The organism is Nocardia sp. CC213A (genome assembly GCF_030766805.1).
In the GTDB taxonomy this organism is placed as follows: domain Bacteria; phylum Actinomycetota; class Actinomycetes; order Mycobacteriales; family Mycobacteriaceae; genus Nocardia; species Nocardia otitidiscaviarum.
The window spans coordinates 106,942-123,865 of sequence record NZ_JASFXA010000001.1; the positions used below are offsets into that span (position 1 = coordinate 106,942).

Below are 16,924 nucleotides of genomic sequence, written 5' to 3' on the forward strand. Positions count from 1 at the left end.
TCCATCATGAACGCACATCCGGAGATTCCGCGCGCCGACCACGAGGTCGTGGTGGTCGGCGCCGGATTCGGCGGTATCGGAGCCGGTATCGCACTGCAACGCAAGGGCATTCACGACTTCGTGATCGTGGACAAGTGGGACCGGGTCGGCGGCACCTGGCATGCCAACACCTATCCCGGTGTGGCCGTGGACATTCCGTCCTTCATCTACAGCTTCTCCTACGAGCAGCGCGGCGACTGGTCACGCATCTTCGCCCCCGGCGACGAGTTGCGCGACTATGCCGACAGCATGGTCGACAAGTACGGGCTGCGCCGCAAGCTGCTGCTCGGCACCACCATCACCGGAGCCGAGTACGACGAGGACGGCGGGCTGTGGCGGCTGCGCACCGACGGCGACCGCACCCTCACGGCACGTTTCGTCGTCATGGCGGTGGGCGGCCTGGAGCGGCCGAAGATGCCCGATATCCCGGGGTTGCAGGACTTCGGTGGCGCGCTGGTGCATACCGCCCTGTGGGATCACGACCTGGCGCTGGCCGGTAAGCGGGTGGCCGTGATCGGCACCGGCGCGACGGCGCTGCAACTGGTCCCCGCCATCGCCGCGGAGGTGGACCACCTCACCGTCTTCCAGCGCACCCCCATCTGGGTGTTCCCGAAGACCGACGCCGCCGTGGGACCGTGGGGGCGGGCAGTGCTGGGCAATCGATTGCTACGCTCCGGCATTCGCGCGGTCGGCACCCTGGCCACCGAGATCGGGATGGGCGGCATGGTCGTGGGCCCCGCCTGGCTCACCGACACGGGACGGCGGCTGGCCGAGATTCCGGTACGCCGCTGGATGCGGTCGCAGGTGCGCGACCCGCGCGTGCGCGAACAGCTGATCCCCCGCTACGGACTGGGCTGCAAGCGGCCGTCCATGTCCAACGACTACCTCGCCACCTTCAACCGACCGGATGTGCGCCTGGTGACCGACGCGATAGAGCGGGTCGACGAGCATGGGGTGGTCACCGCCGACGGCACCCGCCACGACTTGGATGTCATCGTCTGCGCCACGGGATTCAAACTGTGGGAGAAGGATTCGGTGCCGCCGTTTCCGGTGATCGGTCGCGATCGGCTCAGCCTCGGCGACTTCTGGGATACACATCGATTCCAGGCGTATCACGGGGTATCGGTACCCGGCTTTCCCAATATGTTCGCCATAACCGGCCCATACGGTTTCGTGCTCGGCTCGTATATCTGGATGATCGAAGCCACCGCCGCCCATCTGAGTCGCGCCATCGCGGAAACGAAACGGCGCGGTGAGACCGTCTGCGAAATACGTCGATCCGCGCACGATGAATATTTCGCCGCATGTCTGCGGCGACAGGAGAAGAATTTCCTCTTCACCCCGGCCTGCCACGGTTCGAATACGTATTACATCAATAGTCACGGAGATTCGCCGTTCCGGCCGTCCACCCACGGCGAGATGTACTGGCAGAACCGTCATTACGACCTCGACGACTACCGGTACAGCACCCCGGCCGGCACGCCCCGGCCGCACCGGATCCTGGAGGAGTCGGCATGAAACTCAACGACATCCGTCCCGAACTCGTCGTGGTGACCGGGGCGGGCAGCGGGATCGGCCGGGCGGTGGCGCTGCGCTTCGCCCGGCGCGGAGCCCACGTGGTGGTCTCCGATATCGACCTCGACAGCGCCCGCGCCACCGAGGCCATGATCCACGCCCGGGGCCAGCACGCCAGCGCCGCGCGCCTCGACGTCACCGACCCGTGGGCGTGGGAGGAGTTCGCCCGCGACGTCCTGGCCGACTACGGGCTGGCCGACGTGCTGGTCAACAATGCGGGCCTGGTGGTCGGCGGGGCGTTCCTGGATATGGCGCCCGCCGACTGGGACACCCAGCTCGGGGTCAATCTGCTCGGGGTCGTGCACGGGTGCCGGGTGTTCGGACGGCAGTGGGTCGACAGCGGGCACCGTGGGCATATCGTCAATATCGCCTCGGCGGCCGCCTTCACCCCGACCCCGGTCATGTCGGCCTATTCGGTGTCCAAGGCCGGAGTGAAGATGCTCACCGAATGTCTGCGACTGGAGCTGGGCCCCAAGGGCATCGGCGTGAGTGCCATCTGCCCCGGATTCATCAATACCGGCATCGGTGCACACGCCGTGACGGTGGGCCTCGATCCGGCCGTCGTCGAGCGGGGCAGGGAACTCGCCCGGCACGCGCAGGAGGTGGCCGAGCGGCTGCCGTTCTCGCCACTGAGCCCGGACCAGGTGGCCCGTGCGGTGGAGCGGTCGGTGCGCTACGACCTCGCCGTGGTGCCGGTGCGGCCGGAGGCGTGGCTGGGCTACGCCCTCATGCGGATCGCTCCCGGTGTCAATCGCCGCATGACCCAACCGTTCTCGACCGAGCGCCTGGAACGGCTGGCGGGCTGGGCGATGCGACGCTTCGACCGGCAGGCGGTCACCGCCGACAGAGCGCCGACACCCGCGGGGGTGGGGCGGTGAGCGGGCGCGCGCATACCCTCGAGATCGCGGCGGTGGTGCGGGAGACCACCGATGCCCACACCCTGGTCTTCAGCGTGCCGTCGCAGCTGCACGGTCGGTTCACTTACCGGCCGGGGCAGTTCCTCACCCTGCGGGTTCCCAGCGAACGTACCGGATCGGTGGCGCGCTGCTATTCGCTGTGCAGCAGTCCGCATGTGGACGATCGGCTCGCCGTGACGGTGAAGCGCACGGCGGGCGGCTACGCGTCGAATCTGCTCTGCGATACGGCCCGGGCCGGGGACCTCATCACCGTGCTGGAGCCGGGTGGCAGCTTCGGGCCGCGCGGGCTGGACGGGGAACTGCTGCTCGCCGCCGGGGGCAGCGGGATCACACCGCTGCTGTCGATCGCGAAATCGGTGCTGGCGGCCGGGCGCGGCAACATCGTGCTGTTCTACGCGAACCGGGATCGGCGATCGGTGATCTTCGCGGCCGAACTGGCGCGGCTGGAGCGCCGGTATCCGCGGCGGCTGCGGGTGCTGCATTGGATCGAAGCCGAACGGGGGCTGCCGAACGCCCGGCGGGTGGGTGAGCTGCTGCGGCGGCATCGCCGCCGGGAGTGGTACATCTGCGGGCCGCAAGGCTTCACCACGGTGCTGCGGTCGGCGGCGGCCTCCGTGCGGGTACCCGCGGCCCAGGTCCATCTGGAGGAGTATCGGTCGCTCACCGCGAATCCGTTCGAGGACCCCACTCCCCCAACGCATCTCACCGTCGCCGCGCTGCCATCTCCCGCCGCCGGGGCGGGCGACGACAGCGCCGCCCTGGAGGTCGATATCGACGGGCGCACCCATCACCTCGGCTGGCCGCGCACCGCCCGGCTGCTGGATGTGCTGCTGGACAACGGCATCGACGCTCCCTACGTGTGCCGGGAATCCGCGTGCGGCACCTGCGTCTGCGCGGTGCGGCGCGGGCGCACCCGCATGGTGCGCAACGAGGCGCTCATCGACGAGGAACTCGCCCAGGGATTGACGCTGGCCTGCCAGACGCTGCCGGAATCGGCGGACGTCCACGTCAGCTTCGACCGGTAGCGCCCGCGTGTCAGTTCGCGGCGAAGGCGAGATGCGGGGGTTTGCGCACATCCACCGCCACCTCGTTGAGCCGGGCCACCGCGTCCAGCACCGCCGCCGCGATGGTGCTGACATGTTCGGCGAACTGTTCGGCGGTCATGATCCGAGCGCGCGAGCGGTTGACGCCCAGGTACCACTCGGTGGCCGAACCCACCGCCCCGAAGATGGCGTAGGTGGTCAGTTCCAGGCTGCCGGTGTCCACCTGCTGACCCGAGAGCCGTTCCTCCACCAACCGCGCCACCCGCAGGGCCGAGCGCTGCGCCACATCGAGCGCGCGCTCGGGCTGCTCGGCCTGCTGGGCCATGCGCCCGTGCACCAGGAAGCGGAACACCTCCGGGCTCTCCTCGACCACGGCCACGTATTCGGTGATCCCGATCCGCAGCAGGTCGGCGACCGAGTCGGCCATGAGGTTCACCCGCTCCAGGAAGCGGTCCCACAGCATGCTCTGCACCCGGTCCAGGATGGCCAGGTACAGGTCGGTCTTGTCCTCGAAGTGGCGGTACAGCTTGGGTTTCGCGCAGCCCGCGGCGCGCGCGATATCGTCCATGCTCACGTCGGGCCCGTGTTCGGCCAGCGCCCGCAGCGCGGCGTCCACGAAGTCGGCGCGCACCTGTTCGCGATGTTCGCGCCACCGCTCGGTGCGCGCGTCCGGACGGGATCCGGCCGCCGCGGTGCGTTTCGCCCCACGGGTGAGCCTCTTCTCGGCGGCCGACATGACGTCATGATATGCGATACCGCCGGTACGCGAAGGCCGGTGCGGTGGGTGATCGGGTCAGGACGGCGCGGCCGGTCCCGGCCCCTCGGGCACCGGGACGGTATTCGCACGGCAGGGTTGCTGGGCCGTGGTCGCGCAGTCGGGCAACCGCTCGGCGTGCGGATACGGGGTGTGGCCGACGACGATGCTCGACGGTCGTCCCGGCTCGAACCAGACGGTGTTGTCCGCGGGCGTGGGGAGGGTGCCGAAGACCCAGTAGCCGGTGGGCGCGGGGGTGTCGATGGTGACGCGAATGCTGGAACCGGCACGGAAGACATGCGCGAACTTCTGGATCTCGATGCGCAGCGGGGTCGGCTCCCCCGGCACCAGCGGGGCGGCCGCGGCGGCGGTGAAGTCGCCCCAGGGGCGCAACTCGGTGGAACGAGACGGGTCGAGGGCGCGCTGCGAGGCCCGCAGCCAGCCGCGTTGGACGTACATCTCCTGCCCGTCGGGCCGCACCTCGGACACGGTGATCTGCACGTCGGTATCGGGTGCGGACGAACTCAGCCACAGGTCCGCCGATCCGGGGCCGTAGAGGCTCAGGTCCTCGGGCAGCGCTCCGGTGGTGAAGGTGAGCTGCCCGTCGCCGGTGGCGGGCGGATTCCAGCCACCGTCGCCGGGAACGTTCACGGCGGCCCCGGCGTCCGGATAGCGGTAGCGCGCGGACGCGCCGGGCAGGGCCGGTGGCGTGGCGTCGAGCCGCCCGTCCGGCTGGAGCCACAGCCGCATCGGTGTCACCGGGACCGGCAGCCGGTCGAACTCGGCGACCGATGTCGGTGTCAGCCGGGGCTTCTCACCGTCGGCGGCGACCTGCATCTCCTGGAACAAGCGCACGTGCGGCTCGCGATCGAATCCGTTGTCCTCGCCCTTGACGAAGTGAGCCAGGAATCGTTTCAGCACGGCGTGGATGTCCGGTGCGGTGAGGTCGGTGTGGTGGTCGCCGTTGGAGCTGATCAACCACATCCGCTCCGGATCCATTGTCTCCTCGTAGTATCCGGCCCGCGGCCCGACCTGCTCGTCCTGCCAGGATTGGGTACCCAGCGCCGGTACCTCGATGCGGCCGGTGTGCAGATACGCGCTCTTGCTCGCGTAGCGGTCGCCGAAGTACGGGTCGTTGTCGAGCCATTCGGTGATATCGATATCGGGTCGCCGCGCGTTGGCGGTGTTCGCGGCGGCGACGGCCGCGCATTCGGTGTCGCCGTCGAGCAGTTCGGCCTGCCGGGCGGCGTGCTGCCAGGTGCCCGCGAAACCGTTCCACCAGTCGGCCGGGAAGCCGACGTTCTGGATGCCGCCCGGATAGCCGACATCACGGTAGGGATCGGCGACGTTCTTGCTCGGCGTGATCGCCCGCAGACCCTCGGGGCGCTGCGCGGCGGTCCACAGCTGGTTGTAGCCGGAGTAGGAGTAGCCGATCATGCCGACGCGGCCGTTCGACCACGGCTGCCGCGCCGCCCATTCCACAGCGGCGGCACCGGCCGCGCCGACGGTCTCGTCGAAGATGTGGTTCACGCCGGTCGAACAGCCGGTGCCGGGAACGTTCACCCCGACGATCGCGTAACCCTCGGCGAGCCAATCCCTTCCGATATCGGGATCGGAACCGGCGCTGTAGCCGTCGTACTCCACCAACACCGGATGCGGCCCGCCGCCGCCGGGCAGCAGCACCGAGTATCGGATGCGTTCACCGCCGTCGAGGGCGAGATATCCCCACAGTCGGGATGCGGCCGGATCGGACGAATCCGGTTCGGACCGAGCGCATCCCGCGCAGAGGATCGCCATGACCGCCGCCGCCCGCCTGCGCCTACCCACCATGGTCGTATCTCCTCACCGTCACGTCCGATCGACAGCTGCGACAGTACGAATCCGATCCTGGACTGTCGTCGCACCAGCGGATGATCCGCACCGGCACCGCGGGTGGACATCACCCCGACACCTCCCTGAGGAGTACCCCGTCACCCACTACCACCGCGGGTCGATGTGCGGCGCCTGCCCTCTGCCTAGCCTCGAATCGGTGATCAAGACAGAATCGGTGCGCGAGACTTCGCGTCGCACCGTCGCCATACTGGTCGCGCTGGTCGCGCTGGCCGCCTGCGGTTCGGCTCCCACCGTCGAACAGCCGACCTCCGCCACCGGGTCCGCGCCGCGATTGCCCGCTCCCACAGGTCATTTCACCGTCGGGCGTACCGTGCACCACCTCGTCGACGCAACCCGCCGTGACCCCTGGACGCCGGAGCGCGACCGTGAGCTCATGGTCAGCGTGTATTACCCGGCGCAGCCCGGAACCGGCACGCCCGCACCGTACGCGACCCCCGGGGAAGCTGAGTTGCTGCTGCGCCGCGAGGGCGCGCCCGCGGACCCGGAGGCCGCCCGGCTGCTCGGCGCCACCCGTACCAACAGCGCCGCCGATGCCACACCGGTCGACGGTTCCCACCCGCTGGTCGTGCTGTCGCCCGGATTCGGCGCACCCCGCTACACCCTCACCGCCCTCGCGGAGGACCTCGCCTCGCACGGCTATGTGGTCGCGGCGGTCGACCACGTCAACGAGGCGTCCGGAACCGAACTCCCGGACGGACGGATCGCCACCTGCGTGGTCTGCGAGACGGTGGACGCCCCGGGCACGCTCGACACCCTCACCGCGGCACGGGCGGCCGATGTGTCCTTCCTGCTCGATCGGTTGGCCGCGACCGCGCCGTCGTGGCCACCGGCCCGGTACGTGGCCGCGAGCCGGATCGGTATGGCGGGCCATTCCATCGGCGGTGCCGCGGCCGCCGCGGCCATGGCGCGGGATCCATGGGTGCGCGCCGGAGCGAATATGGACGGCGCGTTCTTCGGTGCTGCGCCCGCGGACGGGTTCGGCGACCGCGCCTTCCTGATGCTCGGCACCGATGACGAGACGCACCGGCCCGGCGGTGCCGACACCACCTGGGACGCCATGTGGGCGGCACTGCACGGCTGGAAGCGGTGGCTGACCGTCACCGGTTCCGATCACTTCACCTTCAGTGACAGCCCCGTGCTGGTCGAGCAGTTGGGCGGCGGGGCCGACCTGCTCGGCCTGCCCACGACGAGCACCCTCTCCGGGCCGCGTGCGGTGGAGCTCACCCGCGCTTACGTCCGCGCCTTCTTCGATCGGCATCTGCTCGGTGTCGCACAGCCGCTACTGGACGGCCCGCACCCGGCCTGTCCGGAGGTGCGCTTCCAGCACACCTGAACCGTGCCGGGTCGCCGCGGCGGGCTGGGCGGGGATCGTCCGTATCGTCGATGTGGACATGTTGATCTTTTTACTGGTCCTCGCGGGCTTCGCGTTCCTGGACTCGCTCGACGTGCTGATGGTCGGCGTCACCACGGCGGTGATCTACGACAGTCGGCTCGGTCGGCGCTCGCCGGTGCCCGGGGTGCTCAGCTTCCTCGCCGGAGTCTTCGCCGTCACAACGACTTTCGGCATCTGCACGGTACTGGGGTTGAGCTTCGTCACCGACCTGGTGGATTTCACGGTGACGCCGACGCTGCGGTACTGGGGTGAGCTGATCGCGGGAATCGTACTGCTGGCACTCGGGGCCGTCCGTATCTCCGGGAGTACGACGGCGACGGTGCCGACGTGGGCGCTGGAGGCGCGGCGACGGCCGTGGCTGCTCGGGCTGGCGGGGATCGCCATCGGTCTCGGGCAGGCCCCCACGGCGGTGCCCTATCTGGCGGCCCTGGCCATGCTCTCGGCACGCGACCCCAGACCCGCGCTGTGGCCGCTGATCATCATCGGATACTGCGCCATCGCGCTGCTGCCGCCGGCGCTGGTCCTGCTCACCGCCACCCGCGAGACCGCGCGGGCCCGGCGGTTCCACCGGAGCCTCGTCCGGGGCATGCGCCGGTTCGGCCCGGCGTCGGTGCGGGTGCTCTTCCTGATCTTCGGAGCCGTCCTCGTGATCGACGCGCTACGCCACCACGCGGTGCTGTGGTGAGATCCGACGCCGCTCACGCACCACTACCCGGCGACGGATCCGTGGGGGATTCGGCACGGTGCCGGGCGAACTCACGGCCGACGGCGGTGATCGGCGGGTCACCGTAGATCCACTCGCGGGCGATGCGGTGCCAGTTGTTGGTGGCGGTCAGGCTGCCGATGGTGCCGAAGGTCATGAGTTCGGCGCGGCGGGAGAACAGGTGTTCGGCGGGCAGGTTGTCGACGCGTTGCACGACGGCGTCGGCGCGGGGGTCGACGGCGCGGGCGAAGGCGGTGGTGGCGATATCGCCGGTCACCGTGACCTCGTCGTCGACCAGACTCCACCACGCGGTCGCGGCGATGTACTCCAGGCATTCCTCGGCGGGGACGGGCGTGGTCGGGTCGATGACGCCGCGGCGCACCAGCAGGGTGCGCAGATCCTCCGCCCGTCCTTCGACGGCGGCGCGGACGCAGTCGATTTCGAAGCGCACGTATTCGGGACGCATGCGGTGGAACAGCCCGAAGTCGACGAATGCCACGCGCCCGTCCGCGCCGAGCAGGACATTGCCCGGGTGCGGGTCGCCGCAGTACTCGTTGTCGCGGTAGAGGGAGCCGACATAGAAGCGGTAGACGATCTCGGCGATGCGTTCGCGGTGCGACGCGGGCAGTTCCGCCCCCGTCACGAAGGGCCGGCCGTCCACGAGGTCGCTGACCAGCACCCGGCGAGTGCACAGGGGTGCGACGACATCGGGCACGTGTACGAGGGTGTGATCGCGGTAGCGATGGGCCATATGCCGCTGTGCCCGCGCCTCGGCCAGGTAGTCCAGCTCGCCGGTGATGGCGAGCGAGACTTCCTCGAGCACCCGGGAATCGGCGAGGGCGGGCAGCATGGGCCGCCAGAAGGCGGCGAACAGCCGTAGATTCTCCAGGTCGGCGCGCACGGCCTCCTCGATGCCCGGGTACTGCACCTTCACCGCCACCGCGCGGCCGTCCCGCAGCGTCGCGCGATAGACCTGGCCGATGGACGCGGCCGCCAGCGGCTCGGTGTCGAACTCGGCGAACACCTCCCGCATCGGCCCGAGGTCGGCCTCCAGTACCGAACGCAGCTGTGGGAAGGGCATGCGCGGCGCTTGATCGCACAGATCCGCGAGGCGTTCCCGGAAACGCTCCCGGTGCGATTCCGGGAACATGTCCAGGTCGAGCAGCGACATGGTCTGCCCGACCTTCATGGCCGCGCCCTTCATCCCGCCGAGAATCGTGAACAGCTGATCGGCGGCCCGCAGCGTCTGCTTCTCCGCCAGCCGCGCCCGCAACTCCTCCGACCGCCCCACCATGGACAGCCGAACCCCGGTGTCGCGCAGCACCTCTCGCGCCACCGCCCGACCGAGTCGGTGGGCGCGAGCGATCCGGCTGGTCGGGATGCGATCGGCCACCCCACCATCGTCACCACCGGTGCGGCGCACTGTCAAAGGTCGGCTCGCACCCCGCTGTCCCGGAACACCGACCGAAAGGGCACCCGACGCGAACGCACGCCGAGTCACACACGGCAAGTACAGCGCGCGACGCCGCGCGTTCTGCGCGCGAGATGCCCCTTCGGCCCCGACCGCGAAGCCGGTCACCGCGGATGCGAGCGGAGCGGCCACGTGGGGTGGTCGCCGCTCCTCGAGCCGGTGCTCAGTGTTGTTGCGGGCCGGGCTGTTGGGGGCCCGGGCGCTGCGGGTCGTAGTAGGTCGGCTGCTGCGGGTAGGACACCTGGTGCGACGGGTCGGGGAGACCGCGCTGACCGGAGTCGCGCTGACCCGCGTCGCGCTGGCGACCCAGTGCGGCGGCGGTGGGATCCTCCACCGGCTGCCGGGCATCGGCCTCGGCGGCGCGGACCGCGCGTTCGGCGGCCGGGTCGGTGGCCATATCGAACCAGTCGGCGACCTCGTCGGAATCGTCCTCGGGACGTTCGCCGGTGTCTCCGTCTGGGGCCGGTTCGTAGCGGAAGACGCCGTCCTCACCCTGGGTGGCGAAGTTGCGGGCGAAGCCCTCCAGGGCCTTGCCGAAGTCGCTGGGCACCATCCACACCTTGTTGGCGTCCCCGCGCGCGACCAGGGGCAGGGTCTGCATGTACTGGTAGGCCAGCAGCTCCGGCGTCGGCTTGCCGGACTTGATGGCCGCGAACACCTTCTCGATGGCCTTGGCCTGGCCCTGCGCCTGCAGATAGGCGGCGGCGCGCTCACCCTGGGCGCGCAGGATGCGGCCCTGCCGTTCACCCTCGGCGGACAGGATCGCCGATTGCTTGGAGCCCTCGGCGGACAGGATCTGCGCCTGCTTCTGACCTTCGGCGGTCTTGATCGACGCCTCCCGCTGACCTTCCGCGGTGAGAATCATGGCGCGCTTCTCGCGGTCGGCCTTCATCTGCTTCTCCATCGACTCCTGAATCGACGGCGGCGGATCGATGGCCTTCAGTTCGACGCGCGAGACCCGCAGCCCCCAGCGGCCGGTGGCCTCGTCGAGCACGCCGCGCAGCTGGCTGTTGATGAAGTCACGGGAGGTGAGCGTCTCCTCCAGCGTCATGCCACCGACCACGTTGCGCAGCGTCGTCACCGTCAACTGTTCAACGGCGGCAATGTAATTCGAGATCTCGTAGACCGCGGCCTGCGGGGTGGTGACCTGGAAGTACACCACCGAGTCGATCTGCACGGTCAGGTTGTCCTGCGTGATCACCGGCTGCGGCGGGAAGGACACCACCCGCTCGCGCAGATCCACCTTGGCGCGAATGCGATCGGCGAACGGCACCAGGAAGGTCAGCTGACCGGACACGGTGCGGGAGTAGCGGCCGAGGCGTTCGATGACGGCGGCCTCCGCCTGCGGCACCAACGCCACCGATTTGAACACCACCACCACGACCAGCAGGACGAGTACGGCGGCAACGATGAGTACAGCCATAATTTACGGCCCTTTCCACACGACGGCGGTCGCGCCGTCGATCTCCGCGACGTAGACGGTCGCGCCTTCCTCGTAACGATCGGACGGGTCGAGCGGCCGGGCGCTCCACACCTCGCCCTCCAGTTTGACCCGCCCGCCGTGCTCGTCGACGGGCTCCAGCACCCGCGCCGTCTTGCCCGGCAGCGCCTCCATACCCATGGGCTTGGCGGGGCGAACCGCGTAGCGGCGCAACAGAACCGGACGGACCACCAGCATGAGCGCGACGGCGGAGATGCCGAACACCACCGCGTCGACGATCAGGGAGGTGTCCGTCAGCCCGCTCACGCCGGCCGTCACCAGCGCGGCACTTCCCAACATGAGCAGGGTCAGATCCCCGACCAGTACCTCCGCCGCCGCGAGAAGCAATCCCGCGACCAGCCAAATGATTGCGGCCACGCCTCCACCCTAGTGCTTTTACCGCTACGTCGGCGGAGATCGAATCCGAACGTGACCTGATACCGGTGCGTGATCCCTCACCGGCGTCGAGGACCCGCACACCCAACCGGTCCGCGGCACGGCCGGTATCGCGGCCCAGCTGGTGTGGCGGCACGGCGCGGTATCCCGACGCAGCCGGCATCCCAGCGCAGCCGGCATCCCAGCGCAGCCGATATCGCGCGACGGCGCGGTGTCGCCGCAGGGTGCGGTGTCGCGGCGCGGCCGGTGTCGCGGTTCACTCCCGTAGGACGCGGGTCGCTGCCTCGCGCGGCACGCTCGGACCGGTAGCTTCTATGCGGTGAGCGGGCGTGACATGTACGGCGGTGACATCTACTCGGGCCATACCCGGAAGCAGCGGCGCGAGGTGCCGAAGGTGGTGGCCGAACGCGATCTCGTCGCCGAGGACGCTGCCACCGGATTCTGCGGTGCCGTAGTGGGTTTCGACCGCAGCTACGACGGCGAGTTCGTGAAGCTGGAGGACCGCGCCGGTCGGGTACGGCTGTTCGCGCTGCGCGAGGCGGCCTTCCTCATCGACGGTCGGCCGGTGACCCTGGTGAAACCCGCGGCCACCGCGCCCCGGCAGCCCACGCGGTCCGCCTCCGGGTCCACCCGGGTGGACGGGCTGCGCGCCCGGGTGGCGCGGGCCAGCCGGATCTGGGTGGAGGGCGTGCACGACGCCGCCCTCGTGGAACGGGTGTGGGGGCACGACCTGCGGGTCGAGGGCGTGGTGGTCGAGCATCTGGAGGGGCTGGACAATCTCGCGCAGCGGCTGGGCGAGTTCGGCCCGGGGCCGGGTCGCCGGGTCGGCGTCCTGGTCGACCACCTGGTAACCGGTTCCAAGGAGACCGGCCTCACCACCGGGCTCGGCGAGCACGTCCTCGTCACCGGACACCCGTACGTGGACGTGTGGGAGGCGGTGCGGCCCGCCGCGCTGGGCATTCGCGAATGGCCGCGGGTGCCGCGGGGCGAGGATTGGAAGACGGGCGTCTGCACCCGGCTCGGCTGGGGTACACCGCAGGACGGGTGGCGGCGGGTGTACAACGCGGTCAACGGTTTTCGCGATCTGGAGAGTCCGCTCATCGGCGCCGTCGAACGACTCATCGACTTCGTCACCGAACCCGCCTAGGACCGCGCGACACAGCAGCCTTCGCCGGGCGCGCCCTGCGGCGTGCCCCGCCGCCTGGCCACCTATGGCCACGAACCGCCGTACGACGTGATAACACCCGCACCGCCGGACACCTGGCACCGCACTACGCCGTCGGGTACCGCTCGTCGACCGGAACCCGCGGTCGTCGAAGGCCATCGCACGCCACAACCGTGTCATGCGCGCTCGCGCCTCAACGCCGAGTGCGCTGTCGGATCTCCGGCGTGCGGTGGCCATGCCCGCCGCTCCCGGACCTCGGCCGCCCACCGGGCTTCCCGCTCCGCGCGCCCGGTCCGCAGCCCTCCAGTTATCCTCGAAGAATGAGTACCCCGAGCGCCACGCTGACGGTCTGGGCAGGCTCCTGGCTGGCCGGGCACAGCGCCCCCGACGACGTGCTGGACGCGCTGCGCGCCTGGGCGCCCCGGCAGACCGTGGCCGCCGGGGACCCCGTCACGGGCGGTCACACCGGGCTGCCCTGGGCGTCCGACGACTCGCTCGACGCGCACGGCGCCGGAATCATGGTGCTGCTCAAGTTGATTCGGGAAGCCGTGGCCGGCCCGAGCGCTCGGGCGCGGCTGGTGCTGCCGGTCCCCGGCGATGTGCGCGGCCTGCCGAGCGGTACCGAATTCGCGTCCGCCGCAATGGAGGTCGGCGAGGGGCTGCTCTTGGGCGCGCCGGGCGGCCACGGCACCGGCCTGGTGCCGACGTGGTCCGACGACGACACCCTGCGGTGGACCGTCTACGCGACCCCCATACCGCCGACCGCCGAACCCGATATGCCCTTGGGCGAGGCGGAATTCACCATGCGGCAGGCGGTGCGCGAGGCCGCCGACGCGCTGCAGCGACTACAGACCACCCGACTCGGCGCCGGTACGGCGGGACCGCGCGAACTGGTGGAGGCGGAATTGGCGAGTCATTCCAAACACCGCTACCCGGACTCCATGCCGCTGCGGGCCCGGCGCATTCTCGACACCGCCGACCAGGTGGCCGCCATTCTGACCGTGGCCGAACGCGAGCCCGCCTCCGCACCCACCTCCGCCAGTGCGGCCGCCGCGCAGGAGACCCTGCTGCGCCCGCTCTGGAACGCGATCCGCGGTGCCCGGCTGGCGGCGGTCCATGCTGCCGGGTCCTGACCCGGACGCGCCCGCCGTGCGGGAAGATCGAGCCATGAACGACGCCCTACGGTTCGTTTCCACCGTCGACGAGCTCGACGCGCTCCCGCTGCTCTCGGTCATCATGGCCGCCAAACCGTCCCGCTCGGTCTTCCAGAAGTGGATCGACCGCCAGGAGGGCGGACCCATCTGGGTTCGCATGATGAGCGACGACCGCTACACCTCCGAGGAGCTGAGCGTCGGCCCGTTCCCGCTCTCGGCCCCGCAGCGGTTCTGGTTCGTCGTGCTCTACGACCCGTCGGTGCAGGGCCATCCGAACGATTGGGAGATCGTCGACGAGCTGGCGCGCGACCGCGCCGAATAATCGGATGCGCGGGCCCACGACCCCGTCCTACCGTGGTTCGGGTGGAGGTCATGTTCAAACGCACCGGCCAGCGTCGCTATGCGACGGTGGTGACCGATGCCGCGCACGGTGCCCGCGAACTCGATCCGGCTCCCGGATATCACGATGACGTCCCGCACGATCTGGCGCACTACCTGGTGGAATGTGAGCTCGGCCTGACCGCTGGGGTGTTCGGTCGCGCCGCCCGCGGTGGCGGCGCGTTCCGCCCGGTGTCCACCGGCGCGCAGGATGCCCGCGCCGCCCGCCGCCATTCCCGCAAACAGCGCCAGCGCGAGGACCGGCTGCGCCTCACCGATCACGACGGCGACAACGAAATGAACCTGTCCGAGCGACTCGCCGGGCTGTGCCTGGTCTACTGGGCGCGGCGGCACGACCCCACGGCGCGGCGCCCCTCCTGGGCCGCCGCCGAGGCGGAACTGGACGACTCACACCGCGCCGCCCTCGAACGGATCGTCGATCGCCTCGATGTGCTGGCTCCGCGCTGGCGGGCGCTCCGCGTCGGCGATGCGATCGGCTTCACCTGGCCGTATCCGGAGCCGACGACACCGTAGACATCTCCGATGACGCGCACGGGACGCGGGCGGGATTCACCGCCCGCGTCCCGCGCGGCGAGCGGTCGTCGGCCTCCCGACGTGCCTATACTCCTGCACCGAATCGCACCGCCGCGCTACCGTCCGGCAGTCCGCGGCGGCTCATATCGCTCGGTCCCCGCATGTCTGATCGAATCCCGCCTGCCCGTGGACGAATCTCGGAGGTACCGCATGAGTCGACACACGCCCTATTTCGCCGATGTCCAATCGCACTACGACCTCTCGGATGAATTCTTCTTCCTGTTCCTCGATCAGACCCGCACCTACAGCTGCGGATATTTCGAGCGCCCGGACTATTCCCTCGAACAGGCACAACTGGCCAAGATCGACCTCGCGCTCGGAAAGCTCGACCTGCGGCCGGGAATGACACTGCTCGATATCGGCTGCGGTTGGGGATCGACCATGGTGCGGGCGTTGGAGCGATACGACGTGAACGTCATCGGCCTGACCCTGAGTCGCAACCAGCACGCCTATGTCGAATCGCTGCTCGACCAGCGGCCCTCGGGTCGCCGCGCCGAGGTCAGGGTGCAGGGATGGGAGGAGTTCGACGAGCGGGTAGACCGGATCGTCAGCATCGGCGCGTTCGAGCACTTCCGGCGGGAGCGCTACGCGGACTTCTTCGACTTCGCCTATGCCGCGCTGCCCGACGAGGGTCGAATGCTGTTGCACACCATCGTCATGTACACACAGGGACATCTGCACGATCACGGCATCACCTACACCCGCGACGATGTCGATTTCCTGAAGTTCATTCGGAAGGAGATCTTCCCGGGCGGGTGCCTCCCGTTTCCGGCCAGCTCGGCATTCGGCGGCGTCAAGGAATTCGCCGAGGCCGCCGATTTCACGGTGGAGCGGATTCACCCGCTGCAACCGCATTACGCCAAGACCCTGGACCACTGGGCCGCGGCGCTGCGGCAACGCCGCGCGGAGGCCATCGCGCTGTGCGGCGAGGAAACCTATGACACCTACATTCGGTATCTGACCGGTTGCGCGGCCCGATTCCGCTCCGGGCTCATCGATGTCATGCAGTTCACCTGCGTCAAATAGCGGACGGCGGCCGGTGGATCGGAACGTCCCGATCCACCGGTCCGCAGGCCCGAGGCGTCACACCCGCTGCTCCTGCTGCTCGTAGTAACGCTTCATGGACGGGTAGTAGTCGTCGAAGCTCGGTTGCGCCGCACCGTGTTCGGCGGCTACCCACGCATCCAGGTAGTACTCCCAGCCGGGGCCGACGTCCGCGGCGGCGACTCCCGGTGCGAGGTGCTGGGTGAAGGTGAGTTCGGTACCGTCGGACCGCGCGGTGAGCACCGCTTCGAGCACCCATTCACCGAGGTCGTCGGTCGTGCGCAGGATCAGGTGGCGGGGTGGTTCGCAGGTGTCGATGTGCATGTCGAAGATGGGCTGGTTCTCCTCGAAGAGCATGCGCACCTTGATGGTTCGCCCCGGCCCGGCGTCACCCTCCCAGGAGCCGTACCAGCGGGCGGTGCGTTCGGATTCGGTGACGCTGGCCCACACGTCCTCGATGGGCGCGCGGAAGTTCCGGGTCAGAACCAGGTCGCGGCCCGCTGCGGTGCGGAGCAGGCGACCGTTCGGTTGGGGTGTCATGCGGTGTTCTCCTCGGTGTCGGGCTCGGCCGGGCGGGTGCGCCGGTCGCGCCGGGTGCGGAAGACTTCGGTCTCGAGTGCGTCGAGACGCCGTTCCCAGGTGTCGACGCTGGCGAGTTCCGCGATCCAGTCCGCGATCTCGCGCAGCGGTGCGGGATCGAGGCTGTAGTAGCGCTCCCGCCCCACGAGCTCGTCGTGCACCAGTCCGCTTTCCCGCAGCACGCGCAGGTGACGGCTGATGGCCGGGCGGCTGATCGGGAAATGCGACGCGATCGCACCGGCCGTGCGCCGCTCGGCGCGCAGCAGGTGCAGGATCTCCCGGCGTACCGGGTCGGCTATCGCGGCGGCCACCTCGTCCACCCCTGAAGCGTAACCGATTGGTTACG

Annotated in this window: 17 protein-coding genes; 10 read left to right on the forward strand and 7 right to left on the reverse strand. The window is 69.7% G+C overall.

All coding sequences use genetic code 11. The features are described from left to right. The first annotated feature begins 6 nt into the window (after positions 1 to 6). From QJS31_RS00545 to QJS31_RS00555, 3 genes are read left to right on the forward strand one after another with little or no spacing between them, the layout of a single operon-like run. Complete coding sequence (locus QJS31_RS00545) at positions 7 to 1,557, forward strand: NAD(P)/FAD-dependent oxidoreductase (RefSeq protein WP_306355693.1); 1,551 nt, start codon at positions 7 to 9, stop codon at positions 1,555 to 1,557. Then, the gene (locus tag QJS31_RS00550) at positions 1,554 to 2,492 is read left to right on the forward strand and encodes an SDR family NAD(P)-dependent oxidoreductase (protein ID WP_282783453.1); all 939 of its coding nucleotides are present in this window, start codon (positions 1,554 to 1,556) and stop codon (positions 2,490 to 2,492) included. The genes QJS31_RS00545 and QJS31_RS00550 overlap by 4 nt, the downstream gene beginning before the upstream one ends. After that, positions 2,489 to 3,556, forward strand: coding sequence for a ferredoxin--NADP reductase (locus QJS31_RS00555; protein ID WP_282783451.1), 1,068 nt, complete (start codon positions 2,489 to 2,491; stop codon positions 3,554 to 3,556). Before QJS31_RS00550 ends, QJS31_RS00555 begins: the two co-directional genes overlap by 4 nt. A 10-nt stretch (positions 3,557 to 3,566) precedes the next feature. Here the strand turns inward: QJS31_RS00555 and QJS31_RS00560 are convergent, their stop codons facing one another. Next, on the reverse strand, positions 3,567 to 4,310 hold the full coding sequence (locus QJS31_RS00560) for a TetR/AcrR family transcriptional regulator (protein WP_282783450.1): 744 nt from the start codon (positions 4,308 to 4,310) through the stop codon (positions 3,567 to 3,569). Positions 4,311 to 4,367: 57 nt separating this feature from the next. Next, complete coding sequence (locus tag QJS31_RS00565) at positions 4,368 to 6,158, reverse strand: CocE/NonD family hydrolase (protein ID WP_306355694.1); 1,791 nt, start codon at positions 6,156 to 6,158, stop codon at positions 4,368 to 4,370. Between the two features lie 199 nt (positions 6,159 to 6,357). Between QJS31_RS00565 and QJS31_RS00570 the strand changes: the two genes are divergently transcribed. Further along, entirely contained in the window at positions 6,358 to 7,554 is a 1,197-nt protein-coding gene (locus QJS31_RS00570; RefSeq protein ID WP_282784832.1) for an alpha/beta hydrolase, read from the forward strand. Between the two features lie 58 nt (positions 7,555 to 7,612). After that, a complete protein-coding gene (locus QJS31_RS00575; RefSeq protein WP_282784834.1) occupies positions 7,613 to 8,299 on the forward strand; it encodes a GAP family protein in 687 nt (228 codons plus the stop codon). Between the two features lie 13 nt (positions 8,300 to 8,312). On the opposite strand, the gene QJS31_RS00580 is transcribed toward QJS31_RS00575, so the two are convergent. The 3 genes from QJS31_RS00580 to QJS31_RS00590 all read right to left on the reverse strand — a co-directional run bounded on the left by QJS31_RS00580 (position 8,313) and on the right by QJS31_RS00590 (position 11,646). Then, positions 8,313 to 9,710, reverse strand: coding sequence for an AarF/ABC1/UbiB kinase family protein (locus QJS31_RS00580; protein WP_282784836.1), 1,398 nt, complete (start codon positions 9,708 to 9,710; stop codon positions 8,313 to 8,315). 241 nt (positions 9,711 to 9,951) lie between these two features. Next, entirely contained in the window at positions 9,952 to 11,211 is a 1,260-nt protein-coding gene (locus tag QJS31_RS00585) for an SPFH domain-containing protein (RefSeq protein ID WP_282784838.1), read from the reverse strand. A 3-nt stretch (positions 11,212 to 11,214) separates the two neighbouring features. Further along, entirely contained in the window at positions 11,215 to 11,646 is a 432-nt protein-coding gene (locus tag QJS31_RS00590; protein ID WP_029928649.1) for an NfeD family protein, read from the reverse strand. Between the two features lie 352 nt (positions 11,647 to 11,998). Here QJS31_RS00590 and QJS31_RS00595 point away from each other — a divergent pair, with 352 nt between their 5' ends. The 5 genes from QJS31_RS00595 (at position 11,999) to QJS31_RS00615 (ending at position 15,981) form a co-directional block, all read left to right on the forward strand. Then, positions 11,999 to 12,811 (forward strand): DUF3097 domain-containing protein, encoded by an 813-nt coding sequence (locus QJS31_RS00595; RefSeq protein WP_282784842.1) that lies wholly within the window; start codon positions 11,999 to 12,001, stop codon positions 12,809 to 12,811. A 338-nt stretch (positions 12,812 to 13,149) separates the two neighbouring features. Beyond that, positions 13,150 to 13,962, forward strand: coding sequence for a hypothetical protein (locus QJS31_RS00600; RefSeq protein ID WP_306355695.1), 813 nt, complete (start codon positions 13,150 to 13,152; stop codon positions 13,960 to 13,962). A 34-nt stretch (positions 13,963 to 13,996) separates the two neighbouring features. Then, positions 13,997 to 14,305 (forward strand): hypothetical protein, encoded by a 309-nt coding sequence (locus QJS31_RS00605; protein ID WP_306355696.1) that lies wholly within the window; start codon positions 13,997 to 13,999, stop codon positions 14,303 to 14,305. Between the two features lie 41 nt (positions 14,306 to 14,346). Beyond that, entirely contained in the window at positions 14,347 to 14,895 is a 549-nt protein-coding gene (locus tag QJS31_RS00610; protein WP_372341523.1) for a hypothetical protein, read from the forward strand. A gap of 210 nt (positions 14,896 to 15,105) precedes the next feature. Continuing rightward, the gene (locus tag QJS31_RS00615) at positions 15,106 to 15,981 is read left to right on the forward strand and encodes a cyclopropane mycolic acid synthase family methyltransferase (protein ID WP_306355697.1); all 876 of its coding nucleotides are present in this window, start codon (positions 15,106 to 15,108) and stop codon (positions 15,979 to 15,981) included. Positions 15,982 to 16,038: 57 nt separating this feature from the next. Here QJS31_RS00615 and QJS31_RS00620 read toward each other — a convergent pair whose 3' ends face one another. Then, a complete protein-coding gene (locus tag QJS31_RS00620) occupies positions 16,039 to 16,539 on the reverse strand; it encodes an SRPBCC family protein (RefSeq protein ID WP_282786449.1) in 501 nt (166 codons plus the stop codon). Next, positions 16,536 to 16,898: a metalloregulator ArsR/SmtB family transcription factor gene (locus QJS31_RS00625; RefSeq protein ID WP_282786451.1), complete on the reverse strand. Its 363-nt coding sequence runs from the start codon at positions 16,896 to 16,898 to the stop codon at positions 16,536 to 16,538. The genes QJS31_RS00620 and QJS31_RS00625 overlap by 4 nt, the downstream gene beginning before the upstream one ends. Positions 16,899 to 16,924: the final 26 nt, after the last annotated feature.